Annotated in this window: 14 protein-coding genes; 2 read left to right on the forward strand and 12 right to left on the reverse strand. The window is 56.7% G+C overall.

Annotated features, from left to right (window positions below; translation table 11 throughout):
* The first annotated feature begins 185 nt into the window (after nucleotides 1–185).
* Both KQI10_RS08485 and KQI10_RS08490 read left to right on the forward strand, forming a co-directional pair.
* On the forward strand, nucleotides 186–740 hold the full coding sequence (locus KQI10_RS08485) for an RNA polymerase sigma factor (RefSeq protein WP_216566989.1): 555 nt from the start codon (nucleotides 186–188) through the stop codon (nucleotides 738–740).
* Entirely contained in the window at nucleotides 737–1,876 is a 1,140-nt protein-coding gene (locus KQI10_RS08490; RefSeq protein ID WP_216566990.1) for a DUF4179 domain-containing protein, read from the forward strand. The genes KQI10_RS08485 and KQI10_RS08490 overlap by 4 nt, the downstream gene beginning before the upstream one ends.
* A 47-nt stretch (nucleotides 1,877–1,923) precedes the next feature.
* Here KQI10_RS08490 and KQI10_RS08495 read toward each other — a convergent pair whose 3' ends face one another.
* From KQI10_RS08495 to KQI10_RS08550, 12 genes are all read right to left on the reverse strand, one after another.
* Nucleotides 1,924–4,596: an ABC transporter permease gene (locus KQI10_RS08495; protein WP_216566991.1), complete on the reverse strand. Its 2,673-nt coding sequence runs from the start codon at nucleotides 4,594–4,596 to the stop codon at nucleotides 1,924–1,926.
* On the reverse strand, nucleotides 4,593–5,279 hold the full coding sequence (locus KQI10_RS08500; RefSeq protein WP_216566992.1) for an ABC transporter ATP-binding protein: 687 nt from the start codon (nucleotides 5,277–5,279) through the stop codon (nucleotides 4,593–4,595). Before KQI10_RS08500 ends, KQI10_RS08495 begins: the two co-directional genes overlap by 4 nt.
* A gap of 69 nt (nucleotides 5,280–5,348) precedes the next feature.
* Nucleotides 5,349–6,224, reverse strand: a complete 876-nt coding sequence (locus KQI10_RS08505; protein WP_216566993.1) for a sensor histidine kinase KdpD — start codon at nucleotides 6,222–6,224, stop codon at nucleotides 5,349–5,351.
* Nucleotides 6,212–6,862 carry a response regulator transcription factor gene (locus KQI10_RS08510; RefSeq protein ID WP_216566994.1) on the reverse strand — a complete coding sequence of 217 codons (651 nt, stop codon included), beginning with the start codon at nucleotides 6,860–6,862 and terminating at the stop codon, nucleotides 6,212–6,214. Before KQI10_RS08510 ends, KQI10_RS08505 begins: the two co-directional genes overlap by 13 nt.
* A 334-nt stretch (nucleotides 6,863–7,196) precedes the next feature.
* Nucleotides 7,197–9,056: an ABC transporter ATP-binding protein gene (locus tag KQI10_RS08515; RefSeq protein WP_216566995.1), complete on the reverse strand. Its 1,860-nt coding sequence runs from the start codon at nucleotides 9,054–9,056 to the stop codon at nucleotides 7,197–7,199.
* Nucleotides 9,056–10,867, reverse strand: coding sequence for an ABC transporter ATP-binding protein (locus tag KQI10_RS08520; protein WP_216566996.1), 1,812 nt, complete (start codon nucleotides 10,865–10,867; stop codon nucleotides 9,056–9,058). The genes KQI10_RS08515 and KQI10_RS08520 overlap by 1 nt, the downstream gene beginning before the upstream one ends.
* A 279-nt stretch (nucleotides 10,868–11,146) precedes the next feature.
* A complete protein-coding gene (locus KQI10_RS08525; RefSeq protein WP_216566997.1) occupies nucleotides 11,147–11,809 on the reverse strand; it encodes a sensor histidine kinase in 663 nt (220 codons plus the stop codon).
* A 6-nt stretch (nucleotides 11,810–11,815) separates the two neighbouring features.
* A complete protein-coding gene (locus KQI10_RS08530) occupies nucleotides 11,816–12,514 on the reverse strand; it encodes a LytTR family DNA-binding domain-containing protein (RefSeq protein WP_216566998.1) in 699 nt (232 codons plus the stop codon).
* A gap of 211 nt (nucleotides 12,515–12,725) precedes the next feature.
* The gene (locus KQI10_RS08535; protein ID WP_216566999.1) at nucleotides 12,726–13,787 is read right to left on the reverse strand and encodes a hypothetical protein; all 1,062 of its coding nucleotides are present in this window, start codon (nucleotides 13,785–13,787) and stop codon (nucleotides 12,726–12,728) included.
* 10 nt (nucleotides 13,788–13,797) lie between these two features.
* Nucleotides 13,798–14,724 (reverse strand): MBOAT family O-acyltransferase, encoded by a 927-nt coding sequence (locus KQI10_RS08540; RefSeq protein ID WP_216567000.1) that lies wholly within the window; start codon nucleotides 14,722–14,724, stop codon nucleotides 13,798–13,800.
* Entirely contained in the window at nucleotides 14,706–15,221 is a 516-nt protein-coding gene (locus KQI10_RS08545) for a hypothetical protein (protein ID WP_216567001.1), read from the reverse strand. The genes KQI10_RS08540 and KQI10_RS08545 overlap by 19 nt, the downstream gene beginning before the upstream one ends.
* Nucleotides 15,222–15,225: 4 nt before the next feature.
* Nucleotides 15,226–16,368: a nucleotidyltransferase family protein gene (locus tag KQI10_RS08550; RefSeq protein WP_216567002.1), complete on the reverse strand. Its 1,143-nt coding sequence runs from the start codon at nucleotides 16,366–16,368 to the stop codon at nucleotides 15,226–15,228.
* Nucleotides 16,369–16,431 lie beyond the last annotated feature (63 nt).

The following is a 16,431-nucleotide window of genomic DNA, read 5'->3' on the forward strand; positions in this document are numbered from 1 at the left end:
CCCGAACACAGAAGTTAAGCTCGTCCGCGCCGACAATACTTGCAGGGTGACTTGCCGGGAAGATAGGTAATGCCAACATTCTTTGACCGCTTCGTTTTGAAGCGGTCTTTTTTTAGTTTCATGTGACCAAATACCTTTCCAGCCTGTCTACCAAGGTGTAGGACCTACAGAAAGGATGTGTTACTTTGACGGACACACAAATCATTGAACTCTATTGGAATCGCCGGGAGGAGGCCATTTCTGAGACGGATGCCGCCTATGGCCGCAGGCTTATGGGCCTGTCCAAGTCGATTCTGCTGGATGCGGAGGATGCGCGGGAGTGTGTGAATGACACCTATCTTCGCACCTGGAATGCCATCCCGCCGGAGCGTCCCAAATTCCTTTTCGGTTTTCTGGCCTGTATCTGCCGCAATCTGTCTTTCAATCGTTTGGATTGGCAGAAAGCTGTAAAACGGAAAGCGGAAGTTGTTTCTTTGTCTGAGGAATTGGAGCAGTGCGTTCCGGATGCCATGGCTGAGGCGCACTTCCAATCCAGAGAGATCGGAACAATTCTGAATGCGTTTCTGGCTGCTTTACCGGAGGAGAGCCGGGAGATTTTTCTGCAGCGGTACTGGTACGGGGATTCCATAGCGCAGATCGCAAAACAGAGGAATGTCAGCGAGAGTAAGGTTAAAATGCAGCTCTTCCGTGCGAGAGGAAAGCTGCGGGAGGCTTTAACAAAGGAGGGCATTGCCGTATGAACGGAAAAGAGATTTTAAAGGGACTATCCTATATTGACCCTGCATATGTGGAGGCGGCTCAGCCGCGCACCACGGACAGGCACAGCGCTGCTTCCAAACCCAGATTCCTGTTGATCGCCGCTATTGCGGCAACACTGCTTCTGCTGTTGACGGGAGCCGCTGCCTATTCCAAATGGGCTTCCGGTCTGGAAGCTGCCTATCACCCCAGTGAGGGCATTCGAAAGCAATCGGAGCAGAACGGACTGTCTGTGACGTATCCTCAGGAGACAGTACAGGAGGACAGCGGACTTTCTGTAACGGATCAGGGCATTACCATTTCCGTCAAACAGACGCTTGTAGACGCGCTGCAGGCGAAAATCGTTCTGAGTATTCAGGGCTTCCAACTTCCGGACGGTGTCCGGCCTTATGTGTATCTGGAACCCGGCACTTTGGATGGGGATCCGGAATTCTGGTCCAGTTTCAGCTATGATGTTTATGACGGCATCCTTCTTCGGGACGACGGGACTTACGTCTATGAGGATGGAACCCCTGCGGCAGAGGACTATTACACAGACGACGACGTGCGGGAGGACGGTTTCTTCAAGGGCCGCTATTTCCGTCCGGACGGCAGTATGGAGCTTACCCTTGATTTCCGCTTCCAGAATACGGACGGATCCGTTCTCGGAAAGAACCTGACCGTTTACTTTACAGGCTTCGGGCAGGAAACCGCGGTCTCAAGAGGCAATCTGGAGCAGGAGCAGCTTGTGTCTGGCAACTGGGCGCTGACGATTCCCCTGAATGGTACGACAGATGCGGTTACGGCTACTCCCAACTACCGGTTTGGACCGGAGGGCCCGACTCTTTTGACAGCTACAATTGGCCCCATGTCCGGTCGCCTGAACTACCAGCTGGACAGTCCTTTGGAGGGCTTTGATGAACTGGAACTCTTGCAGCCTGCCATTGCGGGCATTCGCCTGAAGGACGGCTCTATGGTTTCTGTCCAGAGCCGCACAGAGGGCTACAGCGATTTGGAGAAGCTCCTGTTCTATGTGGAATTCGAGGCCCGTGAGGGCATCGTCGATCTTTCCCAGGCAACAGGACTTGTGTTCCGTGATCCGCAGACCTACGAACCTACGATCGAGGTACCTTTGACATAACCCATAAGTACGCGCCCCGGAGAATCCTTGTTCTCCGGGGCGCGCGTTCATTCATCACGGATACTGTCCAGGATATTCTGCTGTTCCATACGTTTCATGGTACCGCGCAGAAATGCCAGATTCAAGGCAAGTACCAACAGGGCGGATACGATCAGTATACCAAGGAAGAGCGGAAGCGAACAGTTGTAACGCATATTGTCGAGCAGGGCAGGCGTGTATCTGGGCATCTGACTGATGCCGTAGATGGCCGCGGAGATGGGCAGTCCGGCGACCGTATAGACATAGATCTGCCGCCTCCAGAGGGATTCCAGCGTCCCGGTCTCCGCGCCGACAGCACGGAGAATGCCAAGATTTTTCTGCTCGGAGCGGATGAGCCAGCGCAGACTCCCCTGAATTTCCAGAAGTGTAAGAAGAAGCAGCATGGCGGTAATGGCACAGCGAAAGAGGATGTGCCGCAGGTTGCTTGCCGCGAAGGCCTGCCAGAGATTGGTAGTGTCGATGATGGCCAGATGGTTCTCCTGGCAGGCCAGAGTTTCCAGCTTGCCCAGAACCGCATCCTGCTCCTGACTGGTTATGGAAGGGGAGAGGGTCACGGTGAACGTGTGGGTCTGGACATAGGAAAGACCCATATTCCGGATGCCCTCCGGGGTGGTGATGATCGCGCCGGTGGGGAAGAGGACAAAATTTTCGTCTACCATCCCGCAGACCTTGGGGGAAGCCTGCCGCAGGACCGCTTTGTCAAAGGGCAGCGCTTCGGGATCATCGCCTGACAGGTCGTAATTCGCTGCCTCAGCCGCATTCATATGCAGCTGAAACAGGGAAAGAGTTTCTCCCAGAGCGATTTGATCGTTCTCAATCACAGAGACGACCTTGTCCCTGGGGGAACTGGAAATGCCCTGATACCCATAGGCATCCTCATTCAGATACATGGTCGGCATATTGACAAGCACCGCCGTACCCGCATTAATGGCATCCACATCGATGCTGCCGGAAAGAAGAGAATCCTGAAGCGCCGCAATGTCCGACACAACGACCAGCTGCAGGGTGTAGGGAATCTTGTCCGTATTCAGATAGCTTTTCAATGCCTGCTCGATTGCTACAGCTCTTTGGTAGGAGGAACGTCCCATTTCTTCCAGCCCCCGTTGCGTCAGGACTTCCTTTCGGTACTGCATCAGGTGTTCATTGGAGAGCCCAAGCATGGGGTAATAGCTTCCCACATGGTCCGTCAGGGCCATAACGGTGCCGTACCAGATGCCGTCCGCTGAGGCAACGCCCGACATGGCTTTCAGCGTGTCCACAGCCTCAGGCGTCAGATGGTAGGCAGGCTCTGCGGTGAAGCAGCCGTTGTTTACGCTTGCGTAGTAGGTGGTTCGTAATTCCAGATTCTGATCGCCGAGAGCCTCAGGATCCGGCATATTTCGCCAGCTGTTCACGGCGTAATTGACGGAGAGTACCGCGGAAAGATACAGAAGGGTAATCAGCAAAATTGAGGCCGCGGCCCGGAACGGGTGAGCGCGGAGACACCGCGCATTCCAAAGCTCCGGCAGAGAATATGCTTTCCGGGAACGCAGTTTCCGAATCCGCAGCCCATCTCCACTCTGAAAGCCGGAAAAAAGCGCCGGGAGCCGTGCGGCAATCCAGACCAGAACCGCCGCCAGCGCAATGCCCGCCAGCGCCCAGAAAAATCTGGGACGCTCCGGCAAACTCTCCGGAAACAGCAGCCGCAGCAGTTCCACAAAACCGATGGCGCAGAGCCCGCCCGCCGGGGCCGTCAGCAGCGTCAGAACCAGAGCATCCCGGCTGCTGATATCCCGGATCTGCTGCCGGGTGGCGCCGATGGTGCGCAGCAGGGCATATTGCGTCTCCTTTCGCTGGTATTGCCCGCTGACGGCGCTGAAAATGCCAATTATGGAGCCAAGCAGCAGGCAGAAGCCTGCCAGAATCAGAGAAGAGCCCATATTGATGGTGTCCTTCAGAAGCTGGAAGGTGTTGAACATGGGCTTGTCGAAATACATCCCGCCGGAGGGCTGTATGCCTACCAGAGTTTCCGCCGGGTAGGCGCTTTTCAGCTTTTCCAGGCTGCCGCCCAGAGGAAAGGTGAGTACCACATGCCGGTTCAAAGGGGGCATCCCTTCCGCGTCAAACAGCAGCACCTGGGGGAAATTCAGAGACCCCTCCGGGAGAATATCCGCAAAGGCGTCCTGCGTATCGTCCTCATGCTGCCCCTGCAGAACACCCACAAGGCGGAATTCCTTCTTCTGATTGGTCTGGCCCTCAATGGAAAGCAGCAGGGTGTCTCCAATGGCGGCCTTGGGATAGAGCCGTTCTTTGACCCGCCTGTCCAGGGCCACCTCGCCGCTTTGCCGGGGAAGATGCCCTTGCAGACATTGCCGGGCAAGAAGCGTCCGGGCCGTATCATCGTAATACCCGACGGGAAACCCCTCCAAAGTGCCTACCAGCGTTACGGAACCGGCTTTTCTGGCAAGGGCCTGGCCCGTCAGCGCTTCCGGTGTGACCTCGGTGTCAAAAAGAATGGCCTCCTCCGTGCCGTAGATAGCGGCAAGCTCAGATCTTCGCCGCTGATAAATGGCGTCCAGTCCCAGAAATGTACCTACGGTAAAAAATACCGCCAGAAAGACGCTGAGGGCAAGGGTGCCGTAATCCTTCCTGTTGGCCCGGATCCCCGCAAGGGACAGGCGGTTCATGGTCAGCTTTTTCATCGGTTTGCCCCTCCGCTGTCCCGGGCGATTTTGCCGTCCGTCAGGTGGACAATGCGTTCAGCCTGCTCGGCAACGCCCAGATCGTGGGTGACAAGGACCAATGTCACGCCCAGCTCCCGATTCAGCTCCCGCAGCAGGTCTATGACCATGCGGCCGGTTTGGCCGTCCAGGTTGCCGGTTGGCTCGTCTGCGAAGAGAATCTCCGGTTTGTTGGCCAGGGCACGGGCGATGGCAAAGCGCTGCTGCTGGCCGCCGGACATGGCCGAGGGCAGGTGATCCAGCCGCTGCCGGATGCCCAGAATATCCATGAGTTTGTTGAGATAAGCGTCATCCGGTGCGCGCTTGTCCAGCATCAGCGGCAGCAGGATGTTTTCCAGCCCTGTCAGTTCCCGGACCAGGTTATAGCTCTGAAACACGAAGCCGAACTGCCGCCGCCGCAGAATGGACAGCTGATTGTCGCTGAGCCGATACAGGTCCTTTTCCCGGAAAAGGACTTTGCCGACCGTGGGCCGGTCCAGACCGCCCAGCACATGCAGCAGGGTGGATTTTCCCGAGCCGCTGGGGCCGGTAATGGCCGTAAAGCTGCCCTGTTCCAGGCTGAGGGAAATACCGTTCAGGGCCTTGACCTGCTCCTCGCCGGTGCCGTAGAGCCGGGAAAGGCCGGTGCATTCCAGAATTGTCATAGAATTGCCTCCTTTGTTTTGGATGCCTGTATCATAGCATCTCTGCCTTACGGCTCGGTGACGGCTGCCTTACGATTTCGCAAGACTTTCCTCCAGCCTGGGGAAGTACAGGGTAAACTGCAGCCCGCCGGGGATGTTTTCGGCAATGACGCTGCCGTGGTGCCGCCAGACGATTTCCTTGACGATGCTCAGCCCAATGCCCGCCCCGTGGCCCGGGTGGTCCCCATGGTAGAACCGGTCAAAGATCCGGGGCAGCACCTCCGGGGCGACGCCTCCGCCGTTGTCCCGGATTCGCAGCCGCACCTCCTGAGGAAATTGGGTCAGCTCCATGGAAACGTGGCCCCGGGCGGGTGTATGCTCGCAGGCATTTTTCAGCAGGTTTGTGATGGCCTCGCCCATCCAGATCTCGTCACAGTGCAGCACAGCCGACCCGGAGATAAGAAACTGCTTTTCCGGGTACAGCAGGCCCAGGGGCTGCCAGCAGTTTTCGGCCAAGGTGTACAGATCATGGCTTTCAAAGTGGAAGGTATAGCCATCGGCGCACAGCCGTTCCAGCCGCAGCAGATTGGAAATGAGTGTCTGCATCCGTTCCAGCTGGGCCTGCTCCTCTTCCAGGTGTGGCCCGCTGTCCAGTTCCAGAAAGAGCTGCAGGGACGCCAGCGGCGTTTTCAGTTGGTGAGAAATGTCTGTCAGCAGATCGGCGCTGCGCTTGGCCTCCTGCTTCGTCTGCTCCCGGGACAGAAGCAGGGCGTTTTCCAGCCGGGAAAGGGCATTTTGCAGCCGGGCGGCGGACCCGTCGGACAGAGCGCAGGGAAGGGGCGTTTCGGTCCCGTCCAGAAAAGCCTCCGCCTGCCGGGAGAGCCTTTGCATTCGGCGGTGCCGGATAAACAGCATGGATAACAGCGCAAGGCACGCAAGGGCAAGTACAAGAATCAATCCACCCATTTGTAGCCCACCCCCCGAATGGTCTGAATATGGTCGCTGCCGATTTTCTCCCGCAGGCGGCTTACATGGACGGAAAGTGTGTTGTCGTCCACAAATATCCCGTCATTGTCCCACAGGGCGTTCAGAAGAATATCTCTGGTGGCGACGCCCCGCTGCCGGATGAGGCAGAGAAGGATCCGGTATTCTGTCAGAGTCAGGGGCAGGATTTCTCCCGCCCGGCTGACCTGCATCCGCTGGGTGTCCAGCAGCAGGCTGCCCCGGGCCAGAGGGCCGAAGTCCTTGCGCAGCAGTACCCGGATGCGGCTGAGCAGCTCCTGAATGCGGAAGGGCTTGGTCACATAGTCGTTGCCCCCGGCGTCCAGCCCCCGGACGATGTCGAATTCCTCGTCCCGGGCGGTGAGAAACAGAATGGGCGTGGCGCGGCCCTGCTTCCGCAGCTCCCGGCAGAAGGAAACGCCGTCCCCGTCCGGCAGGGTCACGTCCAGAATCAGAAGATCAAAGCCCCGGCTTTGAATGGCCGCTCTTGCCTGGGAAACCGCGGCGGCAGGGAAGGGAGAATAGCCGTTTTTTTGCAGCAGCTCCGTAAGCCCCTGAGAAAGATATGGGTCGTCCTCCACAAGAAGAATATTCTCCTGCATGGGAAATACCTCCCGGTCTTTTTTGACCATTATACCACAAATGGCGCGGCTGTGTCCTAACGTTTTCTTAAGAATGATGTGCGCGGCAGATAAAAGGGGCTGTCTCAAAATAGCAAAGTGCCCAAACAGAAGAATGTCATTGCGAACCAGCCCGCAGGCTGGTGTGGCAATCCCCCCGATCTTCAAACATCTACGTTAGAAAATCTTGGATTTTACTCCTATCCGGGGGATTGCCACACCAGTGACTCGGTCACTGGTTCGCAATGACATTTTATATTTTGGCTATTTTGACCCATAGGGGTGCCTGGTGAGACAGCCCCATAGACTTATGTGGTTACTTGGTGTAATACTGCGCCTGAGCATTCCACAGCTGGGCGTATTTGCCGTCCTTCCGGGAAAGCAGCGCCTCATGGGTGCCCTGCTGGACAATGGCGCCCTGGTGGAACACCAGGATCTCGTCGCAGAACTTGCAGCTGGACAACCGGTGGCTGATGTATATGGCGGTTTTGTCGCCGGAAATCTCATTGAACTTGGCGTAGATCTCCGCCTCGGCCATGGGATCCAGAGCCGCCGTGGGCTCGTCCAGGATGATAAAGGGGGCGTTTTTGTAAAGCGCCCGGGCAATGGCGATCTTCTGGGCCTCGCCGCCGGAAACCTCAATGCCGTCCTCGCCGTAGTCCTTGTAGAGCTGGGTATCCAGTCCTTTGGGCAGGCTTTCCAGCCGGGGGCCGAAGCCCGCGTCCGTCAGGGCTTTTTTCACCCGCTGCGCGTCATAGTCTACAGAGCCCGCCACATTGCTGCCCAGGCTCTGGGAAATCAGCTGGAAGTCCTGGAAGACGATGGAGAAAATGCCCATATAGTCGTCATACCGGTATTTCCGAATGTCGATGCCGTTTAGAAGAATTTCCCCCTCCTGAGGGTCGTACAGGCGGCACAAGAGCTTAATAAAGGTGGTCTTGCCGCTGCCGTTTTCCCCAACGATGGCCAGACGCTTGCCGATTTGGAACTTCATGGAAACGTTTCGCAGCGCCCAGGTTTCGCTGCCGGGATATTTGAACGAAACATTTCTGAATTCCACCTGGTAGTTCCGGTCTGCCCGCTTTTCCGTGGTCAGGCTGCCCTGATACATGGCGTTGGGCATATCCAGATAGCGGAAAGTGGTTGCCAGGTGCTCCGTGTTGGCCTTCATATCGCCGTAGGCTTCCAGCATGGCATAGACGGAACCGGCCAGCGCCGTGGCGGCTCCCACATACTGGGTCACACTGCCCACGTCAAAGGCACCAGCCCAGGCTTTCAGGCAGGTGAAAACATAGATAAAGCCGGTGGTCACGGCGGAAATGCTGACGGCCAGGGCGGAGCAGAGGCCCATAGGCCCCCGGGCGGCTCTGCCAAAGGATCCGTCCGCTGAGAAGACGGCATTATTGTCGCTGTAGGCTCGGCTGATCAGAGGCTGCTGATTGTAGATCCGAATATCCAGACGGTTATTTTTGGCAAATGGAAATGTACACATATAAGTAAAGACGCGGTTGCCGAAAGTGGCGTCCCTGGTTAGCCGATTGGTATAGTCGGCTACCTTTCCGTAGAGAAATCCGGCCAGCATACTGACGCCGATCAGTACCGCCGCAAAGAGAAAAATGAGCAGCGGGCTATTGAGGATCCGAAGATTCCCGGCGCTTTCCGGTACCGGTATGGCAAAGAGATTGACCGTCAGGGCGACGCCGCCGAGAATACCGATGACGCCCTTTACCATTTCTTTGTAAACAATGGCGGCATACATCAGGCCAAGGCCGCTCCAGTTTTCATTCTGGGCGATCTGCGCCCGGAGGTCCCGGGTCTCCTGCCTGTCCGCGTCAGCAAAGTCCATGGACATGGCCTTTTTGCAGAAGAGTATTTCCTTTCTTCCCCAGATATCGTCCAGCAGCGTTTCCTCACGCTCCTTGAAAAAGGCGCTGAGGATAGCGAGGATACCGGTCGTCAGAGCGGTAAGAATCACCCATTTCCAGAGTACCTCCGGCCGCCGCTGGGTTGCAAGCTCCGAGAGGACTTTTGCCGAAAAGAATACGGTCACATAGGGCAGCAGGGCCGCCAGTGTGTTATTGATGGTAACAATGGGGAAAAACTTCGGCGATACCCCGTGCAGCATTTTGATTGCCCGCAGTTCCATGGAAAAATGTTCCCGCATGGTATGCTTCATCAGAAATCACTCCCTTCCTGATAGTAGCGGCTCTGGACTTCAAACAGCGCCGCGTAGCCGCCGCCTTTGCGCAGCAGCGCCTCATGGGTGCCCTCCTCGGCAATCCTGCCGTGGTCAAGGAACAGAATGCGGTCGCAGAACCGGGTGGAGGCCAGCCGATGGGAAATGAACACGGAGGTCTTCCCCGCCGTCATGGCGCTGTACTTCCGGTAGATGTCGTTTTCGGCGATGGGGTCCAGAGCGGCGGTGGGTTCGTCCAGCAGGAGAATGGGGCCGTCCTTATAGAGTGCCCGGGCCAGCATGAGCCGCTGGGTCTGGCCGCCGGAGAAAAGCACGCCGTCCAGAAAAATTTCGTGGCCTACATGGGTATGGATGCCATTGGGCAAAGCCCGGATGGTCGTGGTCAGTCCGGCCTTTTCCAGACAATCCCAGATTTTTTTCTCGTCGATCCCGTCCACGGATTGGGCCACGTTGTCGGCAACCGTGGTGCTCAGCAGGGCGTACTCCTGGAAAACGGCGCTGAAGAGGGCATAGTATTTCTTTCGGTCAAAGGTCCGGATGTCCGTACCGTTCAGAAGCACAGTTCCTTCCGTAGGATCCAGCAGTCCGCACAGCAGCTTGACCAGAGTGGTCTTTCCGGCACCGTTCAGGCCAACAATGGCGAGCTTTTCGCCGGGCCGGATGGTCAGGGACAGGTCATGAATGGTGTCCGCCTCCGCCTCGGGATAGCGGTAGGACACATGGTCCAGCCGCAGCTCGTACCGGTTCGTTTTGGGAACGGGATCGCCGTCCTCGCCCCGGAAGGGTTCCGGGAATTCCAGAAATTCCCGCACCTGACAGATATCCAGACTTTGCCTGTTCAGGGTGCTGAGGTTTCCGAGAATGCCGAGAACCCATGCGGTAAAGGTGGTGGCGGCGGTGAAATAGAGAACGAACTGGGATACCGTCAGCCCGTCTGTCAGAGCCAGCCGAATCAGATACCAATAGGCAATGCCGTTCCGGGCCACGGTCAGCACAGCGCCGACCAGGTCCACCAGCAGCCGTTTTTTTTCTATTCTCAGAAAAAAGGCAAGACACGCGTCATGGACGCTGTCAAGCAGGTCGAACATCCAGTTTTGCAGTCCAAAAATGCGGATGTCCTTAGCGAACGTAATAGATTCGGCCTTGTCGCGAAGGTATCGCTTCTTGTGATAGTAAGTGTTGCCGTCATCCCGGTGGGCGTATATCCAGTTGTCCTTGTACCGGGAGGCGGCAAATTCGCCAAGACAGGTGGCGGCCATCAGTGCCAGCAGCCAGGGATTCAGGCCGGAAAGAATGGTAAGGTAGACCAGCAGCCCACCCACATTGGTGAGCAGGGTGGACAGGGTGCGGAAAATCTCTTCTGTAGCGGACACGTTGCTCTCCGTGGCATCCAGTGCCTTGTTCCCCAGCCGCTGAAACGCCGGGTCCATGGTGTTTGGATAGGCGGTTTCGTTGAATTTTCGGCCTATGAGCATAATTATGGCGCTTCGGATTTCCACAACGCAGAACGTGGCGTATTTTCCGCAATAGGCTTTTCCACCCTGTGTCAGCAGCAAAGCCGCTGTGAAAAGAAGAATGGCGCCGATCAATGTGGGCAGGGCTGCGTGCCGCTCCACCAGCCCCAGAACCTTTGGAGCGATGTAAAGTCCGGCCAGATTGTTCAGAATTTCGGCCAGGGCAACCAGAGCGTAGAGAATCAGCCCCCGCCGCCGGGTGTGCCAGCCGATGGAAAGCGCCCAGACTGTGTTTTGCAGCGTATTATAGGGCTGCTTTTGCTTGTTTTCTTTCATAGGGAAACACCTCTTTTGTGACACAATCCTATCATAGAAACACATCCCCGGAGCATTCCGGGGATGAACGGTAGTTTTCGGGGGATGAATTGCAATGCAGGCGGCTTTCAAACGGCAAGAGGCCATAAAAAGTCGCTGTCATTCCGAACCAGCGCGCACGCTGGTGTGGGAACCCCCGGATATTCAAACAGTTTGGCAGAAGATTCAGGCTTTTTACGTCTGACGGGGGGATTGCCACACCAGTGACATCGGTCACTGGTTCGCAATGACATCCGTTCTTTACACCTGCGGCAGCCGGATCTCGGTGGTGAAGGCTCCGTCCTCGCTGTTGCGGCTGATGTAGCCCTCCAGACGTTCCACAATGGCGTCGATGCGCACCAGGCCGAAGCCGTGGCCCTCGCCCTTGGTGGTGCGGAAGCGGCCCCCCAGCTTTGGCAGCTTCTTTCCGGCGGTGAAATTCGTAAAGGAGATATAGAGCTGGGTGTTCTTCATGTCCATGTATACCCGGATGAGCCTTTTGTCCTCCGGCAGGGGCAGGCTGGCCTCAATGGCGTTGTCAAAGAGGTTCCCGAGGATGCAGCACAGGTCAATTTCCGAGGACTTGAGCTTCACGGGGATATGGGCGTCGGCAATGACCCGGATGCCCTTGGACTTGGCAAGGGAGATCTTGGAATTCAGAATGGCGTCCGTCATGGCGTTGCCGGTTTTGATAACGGTGTCCACGGTGGTCAAATCCTGATCAAGAAGGTCCAGGTAGTTCCGGATGGCTTCCCAGTCGCCCTTGGCGGCGTAGGCCTTCATAACCTGGATGTGGTTCCGGTAGTCATGCCGCCAGCCCCGAATTTGCTTATACATATTGTCCACTTCCCGGTAGTGGGTCTCGATCAGCTCCTGCTGGTAGGCCTGCAGCTGCCGGTCCACACGTTTGGAAAAGAATCCCATTTTTGCTTACCTCATTGCAATGATTGCCCGGTTGACCGCCTCATAGGCTCCCCGGGGCAGGGGGACGGAGCCGCCGCCTGTGAGCATGATCGACCCTTTGGTCACCCGGCTGATCTGGGTCAGATTCACGATGGCAGAGCGGCCGACCCGGAAGAACCGCTCATCCAGCTCCTTTTCCAGCTGGCCCAGAGTCATTTTCACGGTGTAGTCCTGGAGGGCGTGAATGGTGACATAGTTGCCGCTGACCTCTGCCCAGCGGATGCGGTGGACAGGCAAGCGGACCATCTCCCCGGAAAGCTCCAGGTGCAGCACCTTTTCGTTCTTTTGCAGCTTTTCAGCGGCCCGATTCAGCACGGAGAAGAGCTTGTTTTCATCCAGGGGCTTCATAAGATAGTGCAGCGCCGCCACCTCGTAGCCCTCGGCAATGTAGTCAGAGTAGCCGGTGATGAAAATGATCTGAACGGTGTCGTTGTCCCGGCGCAGCTTTTTGGCCATGGTTACCCCGTCCATGCCGCCCATTTCAATGTCCAGCAGCAGAATGTCAAAGTCGCTCTCCTCGGCGTACTGAAATAGAAAGCTCTCGGCGGAGGAAAACAGCTCAATGCGGGCGGTGTCCCCACGCTCGGAGGCCCACCGCCGCGCCAGAGAACTGACATAGTCCCGGTCCGCCTGGGAATCATCGCAAACGGCAATCTTGTAGTCCATTGCAGAGGCTCCTTTCCGGAAAAAATGTGATCAAGCGAATTCGCAGGGGCGACGCCAGAGCGGGCAGAAAAGACGGACACGCCCGTCCCGTCGGCGCCCCGGGCCGATGAAGGCATCGGCCCCCATGGAGATACAGCAAACACCCTCATCGTAGGGGGCGATGCCCACATCGCCCCGCGGGCATGCCGAAGACAACGCTCTGGAAATACTGTCAATGGGGGACCTGCGGATAGCGTTCCAGAAGCTCTGTAACCTGTGCGTCAGTCTTGACAATCAGCGCTTCCGTTTCCGTCGGTGCGGTCACCAGATATTTCCCATTGGCAAAGCAGCCGAGCATCCGGTCGTTGATCTCCGGGGCATAGTGGGTGTAGTCCTTGTAGTTATCCAGGTCGGTTACAAAGTCCGCATTCTGAAAATCGAAAACCCGGACATTTTTGCATTCCAGAAGTTTTCCTTCGGCATAGGCTTTGAAGGCCAGATAGGTTTCCGCGTTGCCGGCCTCCCGGGCGTAGTTCCAATACAGAGCGGAATAGGGCGGGAAGAAGAAGGTGTACTCCCCATTTTCAAAATCCAATTGGGAGATATATTCGTCGAAACGCGTTTTCATGCGGGTGAGCGTGGCTTCCGGGTCAAAGGAAGTGCCCTGAGGCGGCGGGCTGTAAAGGGAGAGGGTTGCTTCCGCACCGAAGGTCCAGTCGTCCCGCCAGTCCTCCAGCGCGTCAATGCTCATGGCCCGGGTGAATTTTTCCGGCAGGGAAATGCCGAGTTTCTTCGCGGCGGACAGCCCTAAGTCAATGGGGATGAACCGCATCCAGGTCTCATAGCCCAGAAGATAGCGGTAGTCGTTCCGGAGGCTGTCGTCCAGAAGGTAGTCCGGGAACCGGTCCATATCGTTCCACTTTTCCGGAGCGAACAGGTATTGATCCAGGCAGATATAAAAATGCTTCGCCTTGCCGACCTCGTTGATTTTTTCGGTCAGCTTCTGGATCTCGGTCAGACTGATGGCCCCGGTGGTGATTTTCAGGGGCTTTCCTCCAAGTATTTCCCGGAACAGCCCCATATCCGTGTTCTGGATCATTGAAGAGCCGATGAGCACCGTGTCATAGTCGTAATTTTTGATAAGCCCCGGGGTCACAAGCCGGGAATTCAGCAGATATTGGTTATCCCGCACCCGGTACTGCATATAGGGGTCTACCAGATAGGCACAGGCGCACATCAGAAGGACGATTGCCAGTATCAGCGCCAGCAGCCGCAGCAGCCATTTTTTTGCCATAGCTTGCTCCTTAGAAGTTGAAATAGATGAATACGCTCTCCCGGGACAGATGTACCAGGGCAATGCAGAAGAGAATTGCCGTCACAATGCGCGTCTTTCTGCCGCAGGTGAAACGCGCAAGCATATGGCAGCTGTTTTCGCACCGGAAGCATACAAAGGCCAGCAGGGCCAGCAGACCCAGAACGTAAACGGTGTTCAGCACCACAGGAATGCCCACAAAGCCATCCACCGCCAGAGTGCCGACCTGGGTCAGGGCCAGATTGGAAACGTCCGCCATGCCCCGGTAGACCATGGCGGCATTCGCAAAGCTGTCTGCCCGGAAGAGCACCCACAGGGCATTTACAATGAAAAAGGTGCCGAGCACCCGCAGCCAATGGGGGACCTTGGAAAGAGGCTTGGAGAATACCCGTTCCAAAGCGTTGAAAAGCCCGTGCAGCGCACCCCAGAGCACGAAGGTCCAGGCGGCGCCATGCCACAGTCCGCTGACCAGAAAGGTGATGAGCAGATTCCGGTAGGTTTTCAGCTTTCCCTCCCGGCTGCCGCCCAGAGGAAAGTAGATGTAGCTCTGCAAGGCCCTGCCCAGAGTGATGTGCCACCGCCGCCAGAAGACGCCGATGCTCTCAGACTGGTAGGGGGAGCGGAAGTTAAAGGGAATGTCGATGTTATATAGCTTCCCCAGACCAACAGCCATATCGGAATAGCCGCTGAAATCAAAATAGACCTGGAAGGTATAGGAAAGAGCCGTGGCCCAGGCGGCGCAGAAGCCCAGGCTGGAAGCGGCAAACCCGGTGTCCGCGAAAAGCGCCAGGGTATCGGCAATGACTGCCTTTTTGAACAGGCCGATGGCAAATATGTACGCGCCTTTTGCCGCATTGTCCCAGTTCCAGTACCGCCGTGTTTCGTCTTTGAATTGGGGGATCATCTCGCTGTAGAGCACGATGGGTCCGCCACCAGCTGGGGGAAAAACAGCACAAAGATGCAGTAGTCGTCAAACCGCTCCAAAACCTCCTCGCCCTTGCGGATGGAGACCAGAAAAGAGAGCTGCTGGAAGGTGAAAAAGCTGATACCCAGCGGCAGGGCAATGCGTTTCAGAATCAGGGAGGTGTGGAACAGAGCATTGATGTTCTCCACAAAGAAATCCCGGTATTTGAAGTAGCCCAGAAGCCCCACATTGAACAGGACACCCAGCCAGAAAAACACCGTCCCGGCGGCCCCCTTGCTCCGGCTCATGCCGTAGGCCAGAATGTAGTTGGCCAGAATTGAGACCACAATGATCACCAGATAGCTGGGGTTAAAGTAGCCGTAAAAATAGAGAGAGGCCCCAATGAGAAACAGCCGCTGCCAAATGGGGTTTTTCACACGGGACAGCAGATAATAGCCCCCCAGCACCAGAGGCAGAAAAGCGAACAGAAAGATATAGGACGAAAAAACCATCAAATCACCTGTGAATATAGATTAGCCGCTGGTCATCGGCTTGGTCGGCCCGGGCAATCTGCTCCCGGCCAAACAGACCATACAGGGCATTGCACCGGCTTTCCAGCCGGGCATAGTGGGAATCATCTTTCCAGCCCAGATTCTTGCAGAAGTCGTTTCCCCGGAGAAGGGTTCTGCCTACCTCGTCAAAGCCCAGAATTCTTGCGTAGGGGGCAGGGGAAGCCAAATCCGCCGCCGTAATGCCCAGAAAGGCACACAGGGCCATGCGGTTCAGCCGGGCGCGGGTGTAGCGCTTGGTTTTGACCCGGTTGAGAATATCTTCCAGGCTGGCTTCCTGACGGCTGGCTTTCATAAACCGCCGCCACAGTCCTTCTGAGCCATAGGGCAGGGCTTCGAATTCCCTGTCCTCCATGGTCCGCAGCCGGTAGAGAATGGCCCGTTCCCCGGAGTGCAGCGTGTGGACCGGGGCAGAGCGAAAGCATTCTGCCGCCGGGGCCGGAATGTAGGAGAAATAATCCCTGTTCTTCTCTGCCAACGCCCGCAGAGAGGTAGCGGAGGGGTTCTCCGGATCCGGGCAGCAGTCGTGGTAGCTTCCCTGCCGGAAGATGGGATAGGGTTTCAGAGAACTTCCCAGTTCCAGAATGGCTTTGCAGTATTCTACCCCCAGAATGTCGTTGGGCTGCTCCAAAGGCGCACCGGAAAGGCCCATGGCTTCCAGCGCCTTTACCCGGGCGGTGGGAAAGCTGATTCCTGCGGCCAGGGCAAGCCGAAGCTGCTCGGGAAACCGGGGGCGCAGCAGGGCTTCCGCACATTGGGTCAGGGCTTCCGGGTCTGCCGTCTCACTGCCAAAGCAAAGCCGGTCACACAGCCCTGAGAGGATCGATACCCCCGCCCGGGCAAAGCCCTCTGCCGAGGAAAGACTTCCGGTAACGGGCAGCTCCAACACCAGGTCAGCTCCACAGTTTAAGGCGGCCCGGGTCCTGATTTGCCGGTCAAAGAGGGCAGGGGAACCTCGCTGGACATAGTTTCCGCTCATCAGGCACACAATGGCCGTTTCTTCGCCAAATTCCTGCCGAATAAGGTCAAATTGCTTTTGGTGACCCTTGTGAAAGGGGTTATACTCACAAATAACGCCGACAATCGCCAAAGTTTTTCCTCCAAAAGCAAAAAATTTTCAGATAGGGGTTGAGAAACTGGGAAAGATGGAATA

Origin of the sequence: Pseudoflavonifractor sp. MSJ-30 (assembly GCF_018918045.1) — a bacterium.
Lineage (GTDB): Bacteria > Bacillota > Clostridia > Oscillospirales > Oscillospiraceae > Faecousia.

Bases quoted from the DNA above. Each gene is read 5' to 3' on its own strand.
- KQI10_RS08490 (WP_216566990.1), top strand. From the start codon at position 737: ATGAACGGAAAAGAGATTTTAAAGGGACTATCCTATATTGACCCTGCA.
- KQI10_RS08495 (WP_216566991.1), bottom strand. From the start codon at position 4,596: ATGAAAAAGCTGACCATGAACCGCCTGTCCCTTGCGGGGATCCGGGCC.
- KQI10_RS08500 (WP_216566992.1), bottom strand. From the start codon at position 5,279: ATGACAATTCTGGAATGCACCGGCCTTTCCCGGCTCTACGGCACCGGC.
- KQI10_RS08505 (WP_216566993.1), bottom strand. From the start codon at position 6,224: ATGGGTGGATTGATTCTTGTACTTGCCCTTGCGTGCCTTGCGCTGTTA.
- KQI10_RS08510 (WP_216566994.1), bottom strand. From the start codon at position 6,862: ATGCAGGAGAATATTCTTCTTGTGGAGGACGACCCATATCTTTCTCAG.
- KQI10_RS08515 (WP_216566995.1), bottom strand. From the start codon at position 9,056: ATGAAGCATACCATGCGGGAACATTTTTCCATGGAACTGCGGGCAATC.
- KQI10_RS08520 (WP_216566996.1), bottom strand. From the start codon at position 10,867: ATGAAAGAAAACAAGCAAAAGCAGCCCTATAATACGCTGCAAAACACA.
- KQI10_RS08525 (WP_216566997.1), bottom strand. From the start codon at position 11,809: ATGGGATTCTTTTCCAAACGTGTGGACCGGCAGCTGCAGGCCTACCAG.
- KQI10_RS08530 (WP_216566998.1), bottom strand. From the start codon at position 12,514: ATGGACTACAAGATTGCCGTTTGCGATGATTCCCAGGCGGACCGGGAC.
- KQI10_RS08535 (WP_216566999.1), bottom strand. From the start codon at position 13,787: ATGGCAAAAAAATGGCTGCTGCGGCTGCTGGCGCTGATACTGGCAATC.
- KQI10_RS08545 (WP_216567001.1), bottom strand. From the start codon at position 15,221: ATGGTTTTTTCGTCCTATATCTTTCTGTTCGCTTTTCTGCCTCTGGTG.